The organism is Curtobacterium sp. PhB130, from assembly GCF_003755165.1.
In the GTDB taxonomy this organism is placed as follows: domain Bacteria; phylum Actinomycetota; class Actinomycetes; order Actinomycetales; family Microbacteriaceae; genus Curtobacterium.
This window is the reverse complement of sequence record NZ_RKII01000007.1, coordinates 419,286-433,679: the sequence shown is the minus strand read 5'-3', so window position 1 is coordinate 433,679 and position 14,394 is coordinate 419,286. Positions and strand designations below refer to the sequence as shown.

The following is a 14,394-nucleotide window of genomic DNA, read 5'->3' as shown; positions in this document are numbered from 1 at the left end:
CCGCGCCTCCAGACCGTCTCGTCCCACGTCCGGGGCCGCAGCCGCGTCACCCGTGTGGTGTCGGGTCAGGCGAGCGCGTCCAGCAGGGCGCGTCCCGTCGCGGCGTCCGTCACCAGCTCGTTGACCAGGCCGCCACGGACCGCCCCGATGATGCTCGGCACCTTCGACTCCCCGACCGCCAGGCCGACGACGTGCGGGACGGCGGAGAGGACCTCGCGCGCGGTGCGCACCATCCGGTCGCTGCCCGCGAACTCGATCGCCCGCCCGTCGGCGTCGTAGAAGTTCAGACAGACGTCGCCGGCCGCACGGTCGAGCGCCTCGTCCTCCACCGGGATGCCCCGGGTCATCGCGTCGCGGGTCGGGATCGGCGCACCGATGCCGAGGATCGCGCCCTTCGCCCGACCCCAGAGCCCGATGACGTGCTGGAACGCCGGGTCCTCGTCGAGGGAGGCGCGCATCGCCTCCGACGGCAGCGCCTGCGCGAAGAGGAAGGCCGGGATCGCACCGGAGCGCTCCGCGGCCGTCCGGGTGATCTCGTTCGTCTGGAACCACGGCATCGGGTCCGCCTGCCCGCCCACCGTCGGGACGAGCTGCACGCCGTGGAGCTGCGGCATCCCGGAGCGTGCGACGTCGTACACCGTGCGACCGGAGGACATCAGGACCGCGTCGCCGGGCTGGAGCGCCATGCCCTCGACGGCTGCGGCGACCGGCGCGGCCAGGTCGGCGCCGAGCGTCGCCGCGTGCGTGACCGCCGTGAGGTGCACGGCCCGGAGCCCCAGCACGACCTGCAGCCGCTCGGCGAGTGCGACCGTCTCGTCCTGGAACGGGTCGACGACCTCGATGCGGACGAGCCCGGCGCGCCGGGCCTCGGAGACCAGACGCGACACCGTCGGCCGGGAGACGCCGAGCCGGGCGGCGATCTCCACCTGCGTGGCGTCCTCGAGGTAGTACATCCGCGCCGCCTGGTAGACGGTGTCGAGCGGGAAACGGCTGCGGGCGCCGTCCGGGGTGGGGGTCTCGGCCGACATGGGGTGATCGTAGCGCGCCACGCGCAGCAGAAATTGTGTGCTGGACAAATGTCCTGCGTCCGCGCAGACTGGCCTGCATGACGTACCGACTGGTGATCGGCTCGGATGATGCCGGGTTCGACTACAAGGAGATCATCAAGCGCGACCTGCTCGCGGACGACCGGGTGTCGAGTGTCGTGGACGTCGGTGTCGACGCCGACGGGCACACGGCGTACCCGCACGTGGCGGTCGACGCCGCACGGCTGGTGGCCTCGGGCGATGCCGACCGGGCGATCCTGATCTGCGGGACCGGGCTCGGGGTGGCGATCAGCGCGAACAAGGTGCCGGGCATCCGGGCCGTCACCGCGCACGACTCGTACAGCGTCGAGCGTTCGGTGCTCTCGAACGACGCGCAGGTGCTCTGCATGGGGCAGCGTGTGATCGGGGTCGAGCTGGCGCGGCGCCTGGCGAAGGAGTGGCTCGGGTACTCGTTCGACACGTCCTCGGCGTCGGCCGAGAAGGTCGCCGCGATCTGCACCTACGACGGCAGCGCCCCCGCCGGGGTCGACGCGGTCTGACGTCGGCGGCCCGGGCCCGGGCCCGGGCCCGGGCCCCGACCGTCGCGGGGCCCCGCGTGCTTCGCGTGCTTCGCACAACCAAAAGCAGTCCGCGCCACGGAAGTCCGTGGTGCGGACTGTTCTCGGTTGTGCGGCGGGCCTACGCTCGCACCGTGCAGTGGACGGACGATGTCGAGCGAGGGGCGTGGCTGCTCGACCGAGTGGGGCGATGGGCGACACCGGGCGGCGTCGCCGGCATCGGGTTCGCGGCGTACGCCAGGATCCTGCACCCGCCGACAGCCGACCGAGAGGCGGCCACCGGCGTCCCCGCGGTCGACGGCCGTGCTCTGCGGTGGGCGGACGTCGCAGCGCGGACCGGGCGTGTGGTGCACCCGCTCGTGCAGTGGTCCCGCCTCGTCGGTCGGGAGGACGAGTTGCCGCGGTCGTTCGACGACGGCTGGACGATCTGGCCGCCGCCGCAGGGCTGGTGCGCACCGGAGCAGTTCGCGGTGCTCGCCCGGCACCTGGCCGTCGCGACGCACACACCGTCGGACCTCACCGCGGGTGTCTGGACCGGGTGGGGTGACCTCAACGGGTCGGCCACGGCAGGTGTGCTGTGGCGAGGCGACCAGGAACCGACCCCGGGAGAGATCGCCGAGACGCAGGCTGAGGCCGTCCGAGCGATGCACGCACGGGTGGCCGAGGACCTCCGGCGTGGAGTCGTCGCTGGGCCGGTGCTCGAGTGGCCCGGTCGTGACTTCGCCCTCCTGCGGACCTCCGTGGCAGAGCTCGGCGGTCCGTCGTGGCTCGACGTCGGTCACACGCCGCAGATGCTGTGGCCGGAGGGCCACGAGTGGGTCGTGGCATCGGAGATCGACTGGGACTCCACCATCGTCGCCGGTCCACGCGGCCTCGTCGATGCGGTGCTCGCCGACGGTCGTCTCGAGGTGTTCGAGGTCGACGTGGATGCTGACCTCACGCAGTCAGGGGACGAGGTCGACGTTCGCCGGCGGTGACACCCTTCCGGTCGTCGGCGGCTCGGGCCACTGCGGCGCGGGACGGGTGCACAGCGGACTGTCGGTTGCCCGACCTAGTGTGCTGAGCACTCGAACGCTGTACCGAGGGGAACCCGATGAAGAAGTCCGCATGGCTGCCCGCCGTCATCGCGCCGGTGGTCGTCGCCGGGGCCATCGCGGCGCCGGCACTCGCCAACGCCGCCAGCACGCCGCTCGCGGGGGCGAACCCGACCGCGGCGGACGTCATCGCCAGCGTCGCGAAGTCCTCCGGCGCGCAGTACTCGGGCAAGCTCGCGCAGACCAGCGACCTCGGCCTCCCGGAACTCCCCACCGGGTCCGGCGGGTCCTCGCTCGAGGGCAACGCCTCCGACGCGCTGAGCCTCCTCACCGCGTCGCACACCGCGCGCGTGTACGTCGACGGTGCGACGAAGCAGCGCGTGCAGGTGACGGAGCAGCTCGCCGAGCAGGACCTCATCCGCAACGGCAGTGACGTCTGGACGTGGGACTCGAAGGAGCGCCAGGCCACGCACGTGACCCTGCCGGCGGACACCGCGAAGTCGATGCAGGACGGCACCACGACCCCCGCCGACATCGCGAAGCAGGCGATCGACGCGATCCGCCCGAGCACCACCGTCTCGAAGCCGACGACCACGAAGGTCGCCGGGCAGAGCGCCTGGCAGATCACGCTCACCCCGAAGTCGTCCGGCACCCTCGTCGGCAGCGTCCAGCTCGCCGTGGACAAGCAGACCGGTCTCCCGCTCCGCGCTGCGATCGAGGCGAAGGGGCAGTCCGACCCGGCGTTCCAGGTCCGCTTCACCAGCCTGTCCTACGGCGCACCGGCGTCCCGGCTGTTCGACTTCACGCCCCCGTCCGGCGCGGAGGTCACGACGAAGGACCTGTCCGACGCCGCTGACCACGCGGGCGCCGGCAAGGGCGACCGATCCACGAGCCACGACGGCGCTCCGACGCTGACCGGCAAGGACTGGTCCACGATCGCCGAGCTCCCGGCCGGCACCGCAGACCAGAGCGGCCTCGGTGACGATGCCTCGACGCTGCTGAACCAGCTCACGAAGGCCGTCGACGGCGGCCGTGCGATCCAGACCTCGCTCGTGTCCGTGTACCTGACCGACGACGGCCGTGTGCTCGCGGGCGCCGTGCCGGTGTCGAGCCTGGTCGCCGCCGCGAAGTGAGCCCGACCGACCCGGCACCCGACACCACCGACGCGGCACCCGCCACGACCGACGCGGGCGCCCCGACGACCGCAGCCGACTTCGCGATCCGCACCACGGGCCTCCAGAAGGTCTTCCGCAAGCAACGCGCGGTCGACGGCATCGATCTCGCCGTCCCCCGGGGTGCCGTCTTCGGGTTCCTCGGGCCGAACGGCTCGGGGAAGACGACCACCATCCGGATACTGCTCGGCCTGTCGTCCGCGACGGGCGGCACCATCGAGGTGCTCGGCGAATCGATGCCCTCGGCGCTGCACTCGGTGCTCCCCCGCGTCGGTGCGCTCGTCGAGGGCCCGGCGTTCTACCCGTACCTCTCCGGCCGCGCGAACCTCAGTCGCTTCGACGCCGCCGATCCGACCTCGGACCCGCGCACCCGGAAGGCCCGCGTCGCGGCGGCACTCGACCGTGTCGGGCTCTCGCACGCCGCGGACAAGAAGGCGCACGCGTACTCGCTCGGCATGAAGCAGCGGCTGGGCCTCGCGAACGCGCTGCTCTCGCCGCGCGACCTGCTCGTGCTCGACGAGCCGACGAACGGCCTCGACCCGCAGGGCACCCGCGAGGTCCGCAACCTCATCCGGTCCCTGGCGGACGACGGCACGACGGTGTTCGTGTCGAGCCACCTGCTCGCCGAGATCGAACAGGTCTGCACGCACGCCGGGGTCATGCGCACGGGCAAGCTCGTCGCGCAGGGCACCCTCGACGACCTCCGGTCCGCCGGCGCACGCACGGTGACCGTCCACACGCCGGACCTCGGTCAGGCCGGGTCGGTGCTGATGCGGCTCGGGCTGACCCCGCGGCACGACGGCGGCGCCGATGCACTGGTGGCCGACCTGCCCGCCGAGCTCCTCCCCGAGACGATCGTGGCGGAACTCGTGCGCGCGGACGTCAGGGTCCGCGGCATCGCCGTCGGTGGTGGCACCCTCGAAGACCTGTTCGTCGCCCTCACCGGGGAGGGCTTCGATGTCGCAGCCTGAGCGCACGGCGACCCCGGCGCAGACGGCCCGCACCGCACCCCCGACGCGGTCCCGGCCCTTCGCGCTGCTCGGCTCCGAGCTCGCGCTCGTGTTCCGCCGTCGCCGCACGTGGGCGATGCTCGGCGCGCTGGCGCTCGTCCCGATCCTCATCGCGGTCGCGGTCCGGCTGACCACCGGGGACGACTCCGGCGGCCCCGCGTTCCTCGGCGACATCACGAACAACGGCCTGTTCGTCTCGTTCACGGCGCTCACGGTGTCGATCCCGCTGTTCCTGCCCCTCACCGTCGGGGTCGTCGCGGGTGACACGGTCGCGGGCGAGGCCAGTCACGGCACGATCCGCTACCTGCTCGTCGCGCCGACCGGGCGCCTCCGGTTCATCCTCGTCAAGTACGCGGGCGCGGTCGCGTTCTGCCTCGCCGCGACGCTCCTCATCGTGCTGGTCGGTGCCGCGATCGGCGCCGCGCTGTTCCCGATCGGGCCGGTGACGCTGCTCTCCGGGACGCAGGTCGACGGCTGGTCGTACGCCGGTCGTGCCCTGCTGCTGGCGCTCTACGTGACGCTGTCGATGCTCGGGTTGTCCGCGATCGGGCTGTTCGCGTCGTCCCTGACGAACGTGCCGGTCGGTGCGATGGCCGCGACGGTGGTGCTGGCCGGGGCATCCCAGGTGCTCGACCAGCTCCCGCAGCTGGACTGGCTGCACCCGTTCCTGTTCTCACACCAGTGGCTCGGGTTCGGGGACCTGCTCCGTGACCCGATCGCGTTCGACTCGTTCGGCAGCAACGCGCTGCTGCAGCTCGGCTACGTCGCGGTCTTCGGCACGCTGGCGTACGGCCGGTTCGCGACGAAGGACGTCCTCAGCTAGCGCTCACTGCGCCTCGGGCCGTGCCGGCGTGCCGCTCGACACCGGGTCCCTGAGGTCGCGGGACTTCTCGGACTTGTACCAGTGCAGTCGCGCGCCGGTCTCGACCGGCTGCATGCCGACCACGACCTTGCCGCGCGAGTGCATCTCCGCCAGGTCCTCGTACGCGTCGACGATGTACTCGAACGGGTAGTACCCCGAGATGATGAACTGCACCTTGTGCCGCTGCACCAGGTCACCGAGGGTGGTGAGCATCTCGATCGCCTCCTGGTCGTCGCCGGGGGCCCGCAGGAACCGGATCTCGAGGTCGCGCCGGTCCTCGCTGGAGACGAACCGCTTCTCCGGGGCACCGAGCGACTCCGCGAGGGCAGCGTTCTCGCCCTCGTCCCGGTTGTCGATGAAGGCGGTGATCGGGCGGCCGTCGGCGATCTCCCGGATCCGGTCCGCCTCCCCGTCGCCGTAGGCGACCGGGAGCGTGCCGATCTGCCGGAGGGCGTCGTGGTTGCGCGGGCTGCCGAGGCCGATCACGGTCGCGCCGGCCTCGTGCGCGAGCTGGCACTCGATGTGTCCGACGCCACCCGCCGCGGCGCTGATCACGACCGTGTCCTGGGGCCCGAGCTTCAGCGACCGCACGACCGAGAGCGCCGTGCACCCGGCGAGGTACAGGCTGCCCGCGACCTCGAACGTCATCGTGGAGGGCTTCTTCACGACCGCGCCGCGCGGGACGGTCACCCACGTCGCATGCGCGCCGCCGTGGGGTGCGTGCCCCATGACCTCGTCGCCGACGTGCAGGTCGCGCACCTCGGTACCGCGGGCGCGGACGACGCCGGCGAAGTCGACGCCCTGGTGTGCTGGGAACTCGAGGTCGACGTGGTCCTGCAGCCGGCCTTCGCGGAGGAACCGCTCGATGTGGTTCAACCCGGCGACCGACACCTCGACGACGACCTCGCCCGGTCCGGGCTTCGGCTGTTCCTGGGTGACGAGCTCGACGACGTCGAATCCGCCGTAGCGGTCGTACTGCACTGCACTGCCGGTTCGCATGGCGCACTCCTTCGGACGTTGTTGCACCGGCCTACTCGCGCTGCCGAGGAACTGCCTGCGCGTCCGGGGTACCGGCAGCTGCGCTGCACCGGACGGGAGGCACGGCGTGCGTCCGACCCGACGGCCGCGGCGATTCGACGGCCGGCTTCAGTGCGCTCCGGCTTCAGTGCGCGCCGGGTTCAGTGCGCCGGGTTCAGTGCGCCGGCTTCAGTGCGCCGGCTTCAGTGCGCGCCGGCTTCGGCGATGATCGCCGCGACCGCGTCGGTGTCGTGGTGCACGGCCACGGTGTCTGCTCCCGCGACGGGGACCCGGACCGGGGTGGACCAGAGCGAGCCGTCCTCGGCGACGTCCACGACCAGCGCGCCCGTGCCGACGTACGCCGTCTCGGAGCCGTACGCGCCGATCACGTCGGTGTCGTTCGCGACGCCCGGGGCGACGAGGACCGGCACCCCGCCGATGCTGCCGGCGAAGTGGTGGTGGTAGTGCCCGGCCAGGACGACCCGCACGTCCGAGCCCCGGAGCACGTCGGCCAGGTCGCCCGGGTTCTGCAGTCGCAGCGCTTCGTGCAGGGCGGTCGGCGCGGGCAGCGGCGGGTGGTGCAGCACGACGATCGACCCGTGCGGCGCGCCCGCGTCCTCGGCGAGTGCCGTCCGGAGGCGGTGGAGGGTCTCCTCGCTCAGGGTGCCGTAGCCGGCACCGGGGACGCTCGTGTCGACGGTGAGCACCCGACGCCCGGCGACGAGCGACTGACCCCAGACGGGGACGGTCGGCGGGTGGTACTCCATCGTGTGCATCACGGGGCGGCCGCCCTCGCCGAGGACGTGCCCGTTCGCGAGGACCTGCCGGAACCCCTCGCGCCTGTCGTGGTTGCCCGGCACCGTGACGAGGGCCGCGCCGTGTCGGGTCGCCCAGCCCCCGACGCGCTCGAGGAGCACCGCGTAGGACTCGGGCGAACCGTCCTCGGAGACGTCCCCGGAGACGACGACGAGGCCGACCCCCTCGACCGCGTCGAGTCGTTCGAGCAGCGTGTCGAGCACCGCCGTGGTGTCGACCGTCCCCTGGTGCAGGGCACCGTCGCCGGTCAGGTGGGTGTCGGACAGGTGCAGGACGCGGAGCGTGCCGGGAGCGGGGGGCTGCATGGCGCCACGCTAGCGACCGGAGCGCTCAGCCCGCTGGGCACGGCCCCCGGCCACTGCGCCCGGCGGTGATCGAGTGCGCAGCACCTGCGCACCAAGGGCAGCTCGGCCGCAACGTCTGCGCACTCGACGCATCAACTCGACGCATCAACTCGACGGCCCGTCAAGCGAGCGCGCTCGACACGGTGTGCGACCCGGGGCCGAACTCCGTCGATGAACCGTCGGGCAGTCGGACCTCGGCCGTCGTCCCCGGCGGCACGTCGACCGTCAGGGTGACGACCCCACCCGCAGCGGACCACCGCACCCCCGCCGTCCCGTACGGCGTCCGGACCGAGCACGACGCTGCCCCGACGGCCCCGCACACGGCCGGCGCGACGAGGAGCCGCCGCCACCCGGGCGACACCGGCCGCAGCCCGGCGACGTACCCGGTGAGCCAGTCGTCGACCGTGCCGAGGAAGTAGTGCCCGTGCGACCGCGCGGCGAGGTCCCAGTGCTCGAAGGTCGACGTCGCGCCGGCCGCCCACCACGCACCCCACGACGGCACCGTCGTCTGCCGGGCGACCGCGAGCGCGACGTCCGCGTACCCGGCGTCGGTCAGCACCGGGAGCAGCCACTTCGTCCCGATCGCCCCGGTGTCCAGGTGGTCTCCTCGGGCCCGGACGTCCGCGGCGAGCGCCGCCGCGACGGACGCCCGGTCGGCAGGCGAGCGCACCACGTCGAACGCCAGCGCGAGCACCTGGTGTGACTGCCGGAACCCCTCGTCGCGCGGACCTCGCACGACACCGTCGACGACGAACGCGTCCACGAACGCGCGTCGCACGTCCTCGGCTGCGGTGGCCGCCCACGAGCCGTCCCGGCCGAGCACGTCGTCGATCCGGGCGACGGTGTCGAGGATCCGGACCAGGAACGCCGTCGCCGGGACGCGGGAGTCCTCGGGTGGGTTGCCGCCGCCGGGGTCCGTGCCCGGTGCGACCCAGTCGCCGAGGATCGTGTCCGCGATCCCGCCGGGCGAGCGGGACAGCTCGAAGCGGGCGTACTCCTCGATGGTCTCGACGTGCGCCCCGAGCACGGCCGGGTCCCCCGTGTGCCGGTACAGGTCCCACGGCACCGTCGCGAGCGCGGCGTGCCAGACGGGTGCCCGTTCGTCGACGCCGAAGACCCCGGCATTCGGGGCGATGAGCGCCGGCGGGTGACCCGGCGTGGTCGTCTCGGCGAGGTCGCCGACCCACTTCGTGAGGACGGCCGCGGCGTCGAGGTCGGTCAGGAACATGTCCGCCCCGACGGCGGCGTCCCCGGTCCACCCGTTCTTCTCGTACTTCGGGGTGTCCGTCGGGTACCCGTGCAGGTTGTTCTCCATGGTCCACACGGTGGCGTCGTGGATCCACTGCAGCAGGTCGTCGTCGACCGTGAACGTGCTCGTGACGGCGGCGTCGGTGCGGACGACGCACGCCACGACGTCGGACGGGGCGGGTCCGGCGTCCGAGGGCCATCCGGACACCTGCACGTACCGGAACCCCTTGTAGGAGAACCGCGGTTCCCAGGTCACGGCGTCGTCGTCGAGCGTGACCTCGTCCGTCTGGAAGCCGTCCGCGAAGTAGTGCTTCTCGTCGTCGGCGTTCGGCAGTCCGTCGGCGCGGAGCCGCTCGCCGTACCGGATCCGCACGGTGCTGCCGGCAGCACCACCGGGCAGGCGGAGGCGCACCCACCCCGCGATGACGCGGGGGAACGCGACGACCCACTCCCCCGGTGCCGTCTCGACCACCGAGTCCGGGACGAGTTCCTCGACGACGCGGATCGGCTGTTCGAGCCGCGCTTCGAGCCGGCCGCCGGGTCCGGGCACGACGACGGCGGGGCGCATGGCCCCGGCGGACGGTCGGCCGGGTCGACGGCGGAGATCGTGGATCTCGCCGCCGTACAGGTCGTCCAGGAGGATCGTCCCGCGTCGGGCGGTCCAGTCGGGCCCGGTGCCGATCACCTCCACTGCCCCGTCCTCGCGTTCCAGCCGCAGCAGCGCCCGGACGCGCGGCTCGGCGTGCCACGGCGCGCGCTCCCACGCCCAGACGTTCGCGTTCGTCATGCCGAAGAACCCACGGCCGAGTTCGAGCCCGAGGTCGTGCCCGCCGCCGTCGGCGAACGCGGGCGTCAGGTCGTGCAGGACGACCTGGACCCGCTGGTCCCAGTGCGTGGTCGTCGGCGAGAGGACCTCGTCCGTGGCCAGGCGTCCGTCGACGCGGACGTCGACGTGCCCGCCGGCGGTGACGGCGAGGAGCGCACGGGTGACGGGAGCCCCCGCAGCGATCGTCCGGGCGAGCACCGGTGCCGCGAGGCTGCCGTCCCGCGACCGCTCCCGCGCGTGGTCGGTCTCGGGCGCACCGTCGGTCGCCGCGACCCAGTCGGCGTCGTGCCAGGCGCGCTCGTCGGTGGGGGCGGGTGTGAACGCTCCGCGTGCGGTGGTGACGGACGCGCCGGAGTCGATCCGGGCCTCCCAACCGTGTCGTCGCCACGGTGCGAACCGGACGCCGCTCGGCGATCGCAGCCACGGTTCGGACGTCGCGACGGGGCCGGAGTCCCAGACGACCGCGTCGCCATCCCGGACCACGACGCGCACCGCAGTCTGCGGTCCGGTCGGCGTCCAGGCGAACCGCACCCCCTGGTCAGCGGTGCCGACCGCGTCGATCCGACCGTCCGTGGTGCCCAGGGGCTCCATCGCTCCTCCATGCCGCGGTGCACCGGCGCACCGACCGCGTGAAACGATTCACTGCCCGGGCGCCTCGTGTCAAGGGCGGATCTGCCCGAGCCCGTAGAGGCTCGGCGGTTCCCCGAACGTCGCACGGAAGACGCGCGAGAAGTACAGCGGGTCGGTGAAGCCGACGGCCCGGGCGACCTCGCCGACGCGGAGTCCGCTCGTGCGGAGGAGTTCAGCGGCCTCCCGCATCCGGGCGTTCCGGATCCACGCGGCGACCGACGTGCCGAGGTGCGCGGCGAACAGGCGACCGGCGGTGGAGACGCTGCACCCGCCCGCAGCGGCCACGTCGCCGACCGTGAGCGGCGTGTCGAGGCGCTCGGTCACGAAGGCGGTCATGCGTTCGAGTGCGGCGGGGATCCCGTCACCCTGGCCGGTGGTGTGCACCGACTCGGCACGGAAGAGCGCACCGAGTGCGCGGCTGGCGGACTCGTCCCACGCCTCCTCCCCGAAGCGCTCGACCGTGTACCGGCCGAGCGAGGCGATCCGGCGCGCCAGTGCCGTCGACGCCACGGAGTGCACCGGGTGACCGGCGTCGCCGTCGCGGGCCGCGGAGGCGTACAGCGGGTCGCCCGGTTGGTGCGCGACGGCGGGGACGACCGGGACGCCGCGTGCGTGCCGCGGCACCACGTGCACGGTGCCGAGGCGGAAGGGCGAGCGGGCGTCGGCGCGGTACTCGACGTCGTGGTCCCACGGCAGGCGGAGGACCGCGCCCGCCGACAGCGTGAACCACTCGTCGCGCGAGCGCACCCGGCCGGTGCCGCCGAGCACCCACAGGAAGCACTCGCTCCGCACGCGCTCGTGCCGGATCCGCTCCCCGGCGCGGAAGCGGTACCAGTTCGCCGCGACCACCACGGGGCCGACGCCTTCGTCCATGCAGCGAGGGTAGCTGCTGCCCGTGGTGACCGGAACATCCATGTTGTGGTCGCTCACCCCATGGGCTGCGCGCGATCGTCGACCTAGCGTCGACGGGACCGGTCGACACACGGCCGGCGGAGCCACGGGAGGCACCATGCGGATCATCGCCGACACCAGTGCGTGCGTCGGGGCGGGCCAGTGCGCCCTCGTCGCCGGCGAGCTGTTCGACCAGGACGACGACGGGATCGTCGAACTCCTGGTCGAGCGGCCGGACGGGCCCGACCAGCCCGACGCCCGACGTGCCGCGGCGCTCTGCCCGGCGCGCGCGATCACGATCGAGGAGTGAGCGTGCACGTCGTCGTGGTCGGCGCCTCGGTCGCGGGCGTCACCTGCGCCGAGGGGCTGCGGGCCGCCGGGCACACCGGGCCGATCACGCTGGTCGGCGCCGAACCACACGATCCGTACGCCCGGCCGCCGCTGTCGAAGCAGGTGCTCGCCGGGTCGTGGGAGCCGGCACGCGCCACGCTCCGGACGGCCGCCGCGCTGCGGGAGCTCGACGTGACGCTGCGGAGCGGTGCCGCCGCCACGGCACTCGACCCGCTCGCGCACCGCGTCGAGGTCGGGGACGAGCTGCTGCCGTACGACGTGCTCGTCGTCGCGACCGGGGTCGAGGCGGTCCGTCCGTCGTTCCCCGGTGCCGACGGCGTCCGGCAGCTCCGGACCCTCGACGACGCCCTCGCGCTGCGGGCGGCGTGGGCCACGGCCCGGCACGTCACCGTGATCGGGACGGGGGTCCTCGGGTCGGAGATCGCCTCGGCGGCCCGTCGGGACGACCGCGAGGTCGTGGTGGTCGGGCGGAGCGGACGGTTGTCCGCGGGCACCGTCGGGACGCTGTTGTCCGATCGGCTGCTGACGCTGCACCGCGGGAACGGGGTGGACGTGCGGGCTGGCGTGGGAGTGCGCGGTGTCGCACACGCCGGTGCCGGCGCGGCGACCGGCGCCGGTGTGCGGACCGGCGCGGCGACGGTGTTCCTCGGCGACGGGGACTCCGTCGCCACCGACCTCGTCGTCGCGGCGACCGGCGGGCGACCGCGGACCTCGTGGCTCGCCGGGTCCGGGTCCGGGCTCGACGTCTCCGACGGCGTCGGCTGCGATGAACTCGGCCGTGCCGCCCCGGACGTGTACGCGATCGGCGACGTCGCCCGATGGCGGGACCCGCGATCCGGTCGGGCCGTCCGGGTCGAGCACCAGACGAACGCCGTCGAACAGGCGCTCTCGGTCGCGGCGACGATCACCGGCAGCGCCGCGACGCCCGCGCCGACGCCGTTCTTCTGGTCCGAGGTGCACGGGGTCCAGATCCAGGCCGCCGGCACCTTCGACGCCGCGCTGCCGCTGTCCCCGTGGCCCGACGACTCCGACGTGCTCGTGCAGCGGGACGGCGTCGACACCACCACCGGCGTCGTCGGATGGGGTGCACCGCGGGCGTTCCGGCGCGCCCGAACCGAACTCGACCGCCCCGCGGCGGAACCCGGATCCGCGGCCGTGCCCGCGCCCGCGCCCGCGCCGGCGCCCGTGCCCGTGCGGGCATGAACCCCCAGGAGGCCCCCGTGTCCGGATGCCCGTTCCACCAGCTGCCCGCCGACAGCACCCCGCTCACACCGTCCCCGCGGTTCGCCGCGTGGCGGGACGCCGGCCCGGCCACCCCGCTCGAGTACCAGGACGGCCACGTCGGCCTGGTCGTGACGCGGTACGACGCCGCGCGGGCGGTGCTCGGGGACCCGCGCTTCAGCCAGGTGCCGCACCGGATGCCCCGCGGTCCCGCGCCGGACCCGGCGGAGGGTGCGACGCCGGACCACGACCCGGACCCGGCTGCACCGCCCGCGCCACCGCCCGCGTCACCGCCCGCGCCACCGCTCGACGACGCCGCCCGGCGCTCGATCGACGCGGCGAACCTGCTCGCGCTCGACGGCGACGTCCACCAGCGGATGCGCCGCGGCGTGACCGGACGGTTCTCGGTGAAGCAGGTGCGCGGCCGCGAGCCCGAGGTGCACGCGTCCGTCGAGCGACAGCTCGAGCACCTCCGGAGCACCGGCGGCCCGGTCGACCTCTTCGCGGAGTACGCCCAGCCGATCGCCGCGCGGACCCACTGCAGCGTGATCGGTGTGCACGAGGACCTGGTCCCCGAGTTCTCCCGGCACTTCGTCCGGGGCACCACGACGCAGGAGCGGTTCGACTTCATCCGCCGGGTGGTCGACCGGCGGGCGGCGGACCCGGGCGAGGACGTCATCACGGACCTGCTCGCCTCGGACTTCTCCCGCGAGGAGCTCGAGGGCATGGTCTTCCAGCTGATGAGCGCCGGCCACGACTCGGTGGCGTACCTGATCGCGACGGCGACGGTGGCGCTCCTGACCCATCCCGATCAGCTCGAGCGGCTCCGGGCGGACCCGGCGCGGGTCGCCCCCGCGATCGAGGAGTTCATGCGCACCGGGGCGATGTTCCTGACGCTGTTCCCGCGGACGGCGACCGAGGACCTGGAGATCGAGGGCGTGGTCGTCCGTGCGGGGCAGACGGTGTCGGTCTCCCCCGTCGGGGCGAACCGGGACCCCCGGCGCTTCGAGGACCCCGAGCAGTTCGACGTGGACCGGGACGCCTTCGGGCACCTCGGCTTCGGGCACGGTCCGCACGGGTGCATCGGCCAGCAGCTCGCCCGGCTGGAGATCCGCCTGGCGATCACCCGGCTGCTGACCGGCCTGCCCGGGCTCCGCCTGGTCGACGCCGAGCAACTCCGGCCGCTGCCGTTCGCGAACCCGGTGGCGACCTACGAGGCGGGCGCCGTCGTCGTCGCGTGGGACTGAGCACGGGACACGGAAGGGCCCAACACCGACCGCCAGTCAGTTTCATCCATCATTGTGAATTAACACTGGCGCCCATGACCACGGATGCGTATATTCATCGCCACACCGCTGAAACGATTCAT

Annotated in this window: 13 protein-coding genes; 8 read left to right on the top strand and 5 right to left on the bottom strand. The window is 73.5% G+C overall.

The window, feature by feature from the left end; translation table 11 throughout:
• Positions 1-65: 65 nt before the first annotated feature.
• A complete protein-coding gene (locus EDF24_RS07835; RefSeq protein ID WP_123655641.1) occupies positions 66-1,028 on the bottom strand; it encodes a sugar-binding transcriptional regulator in 963 nt (320 codons plus the stop codon).
• 77 nt (positions 1,029-1,105) lie between these two features.
• On the opposite strand from EDF24_RS07835, the gene EDF24_RS07830 reads away from it, so the two are divergent.
• From EDF24_RS07830 to EDF24_RS07810, 5 genes are all read left to right on the top strand, one after another.
• Positions 1,106-1,585 (top strand): ribose-5-phosphate isomerase, encoded by a 480-nt coding sequence (locus EDF24_RS07830; RefSeq protein WP_123702059.1) that lies wholly within the window; start codon positions 1,106-1,108, stop codon positions 1,583-1,585.
• 152 nt (positions 1,586-1,737) lie between these two features.
• Entirely contained in the window at positions 1,738-2,580 is an 843-nt protein-coding gene (locus EDF24_RS07825; protein ID WP_148070853.1) for a hypothetical protein, read from the top strand.
• A gap of 116 nt (positions 2,581-2,696) precedes the next feature.
• On the top strand, positions 2,697-3,770 hold the full coding sequence (locus EDF24_RS07820; RefSeq protein WP_123702054.1) for an outer membrane lipoprotein carrier protein LolA: 1,074 nt from the start codon (positions 2,697-2,699) through the stop codon (positions 3,768-3,770).
• 86 nt (positions 3,771-3,856) lie between these two features.
• Complete coding sequence (locus EDF24_RS07815; protein WP_123702606.1) at positions 3,857-4,780, top strand: ABC transporter ATP-binding protein; 924 nt, start codon at positions 3,857-3,859, stop codon at positions 4,778-4,780.
• Positions 4,767-5,642 carry an ABC transporter permease gene (locus EDF24_RS07810; RefSeq protein WP_123655645.1) on the top strand — a complete coding sequence of 292 codons (876 nt, stop codon included), beginning with the start codon at positions 4,767-4,769 and terminating at the stop codon, positions 5,640-5,642. The genes EDF24_RS07815 and EDF24_RS07810 overlap by 14 nt, the downstream gene beginning before the upstream one ends.
• Positions 5,643-5,645: 3 nt before the next feature.
• Here the strand turns inward: EDF24_RS07810 and EDF24_RS07805 are convergent, their stop codons facing one another.
• The 4 genes from EDF24_RS07805 to EDF24_RS07790 all read right to left on the bottom strand — a co-directional run bounded on the left by EDF24_RS07805 (position 5,646) and on the right by EDF24_RS07790 (position 11,435).
• On the bottom strand, positions 5,646-6,680 hold the full coding sequence (locus EDF24_RS07805; protein ID WP_123702052.1) for an NADP-dependent oxidoreductase: 1,035 nt from the start codon (positions 6,678-6,680) through the stop codon (positions 5,646-5,648).
• 221 nt (positions 6,681-6,901) lie between these two features.
• Positions 6,902-7,819, bottom strand: coding sequence for a metallophosphoesterase (locus tag EDF24_RS07800; RefSeq protein WP_123702050.1), 918 nt, complete (start codon positions 7,817-7,819; stop codon positions 6,902-6,904).
• Positions 7,820-7,979: 160 nt separating this feature from the next.
• Positions 7,980-10,523, bottom strand: a complete 2,544-nt coding sequence (locus EDF24_RS07795; RefSeq protein ID WP_123702048.1) for an alpha-L-rhamnosidase — start codon at positions 10,521-10,523, stop codon at positions 7,980-7,982.
• Positions 10,524-10,592: 69 nt separating this feature from the next.
• Entirely contained in the window at positions 10,593-11,435 is an 843-nt protein-coding gene (locus tag EDF24_RS07790) for a helix-turn-helix transcriptional regulator (protein ID WP_123702046.1), read from the bottom strand.
• A gap of 136 nt (positions 11,436-11,571) precedes the next feature.
• Here EDF24_RS07790 and EDF24_RS19125 point away from each other — a divergent pair, with 136 nt between their 5' ends.
• The 3 genes from EDF24_RS19125 to EDF24_RS07780 are packed head-to-tail and all read left to right on the top strand — an operon-like array spanning position 11,572 to position 14,272.
• On the top strand, positions 11,572-11,763 hold the full coding sequence (locus tag EDF24_RS19125; protein WP_185017414.1) for a ferredoxin: 192 nt from the start codon (positions 11,572-11,574) through the stop codon (positions 11,761-11,763).
• Positions 11,760-13,007, top strand: coding sequence for an NAD(P)/FAD-dependent oxidoreductase (locus tag EDF24_RS07785; protein ID WP_185021602.1), 1,248 nt, complete (start codon positions 11,760-11,762; stop codon positions 13,005-13,007). Before EDF24_RS19125 ends, EDF24_RS07785 begins: the two co-directional genes overlap by 4 nt.
• A complete protein-coding gene (locus EDF24_RS07780; protein ID WP_148070851.1) occupies positions 13,004-14,272 on the top strand; it encodes a cytochrome P450 in 1,269 nt (422 codons plus the stop codon). The genes EDF24_RS07785 and EDF24_RS07780 overlap by 4 nt, the downstream gene beginning before the upstream one ends.
• Positions 14,273-14,394: the final 122 nt, after the last annotated feature.

Excerpts from the sequence above, each read along its gene's own strand:
- EDF24_RS07835 (WP_123655641.1), bottom strand. The coding sequence starts at position 1,028 with ATGTCGGCCGAGACCCCCACCCCGGACGGCGCCCGCAGCCGTTTCCCG.
- EDF24_RS07830 (WP_123702059.1), top strand. The coding sequence starts at position 1,106 with ATGACGTACCGACTGGTGATCGGCTCGGATGATGCCGGGTTCGACTAC.
- EDF24_RS07820 (WP_123702054.1), top strand. The coding sequence starts at position 2,697 with ATGAAGAAGTCCGCATGGCTGCCCGCCGTCATCGCGCCGGTGGTCGTC.
- EDF24_RS07810 (WP_123655645.1), top strand. The coding sequence starts at position 4,767 with ATGTCGCAGCCTGAGCGCACGGCGACCCCGGCGCAGACGGCCCGCACC.
- EDF24_RS07805 (WP_123702052.1), bottom strand. The coding sequence starts at position 6,680 with ATGCGAACCGGCAGTGCAGTGCAGTACGACCGCTACGGCGGATTCGAC.
- EDF24_RS07800 (WP_123702050.1), bottom strand. The coding sequence starts at position 7,819 with ATGCAGCCCCCCGCTCCCGGCACGCTCCGCGTCCTGCACCTGTCCGAC.
- EDF24_RS07795 (WP_123702048.1), bottom strand. The coding sequence starts at position 10,523 with ATGGAGCCCCTGGGCACCACGGACGGTCGGATCGACGCGGTCGGCACC.
- EDF24_RS07790 (WP_123702046.1), bottom strand. The coding sequence starts at position 11,435 with ATGGACGAAGGCGTCGGCCCCGTGGTGGTCGCGGCGAACTGGTACCGC.
- EDF24_RS19125 (WP_185017414.1), top strand. The coding sequence starts at position 11,572 with ATGCGGATCATCGCCGACACCAGTGCGTGCGTCGGGGCGGGCCAGTGC.
- EDF24_RS07780 (WP_148070851.1), top strand. The coding sequence starts at position 13,004 with ATGAACCCCCAGGAGGCCCCCGTGTCCGGATGCCCGTTCCACCAGCTG.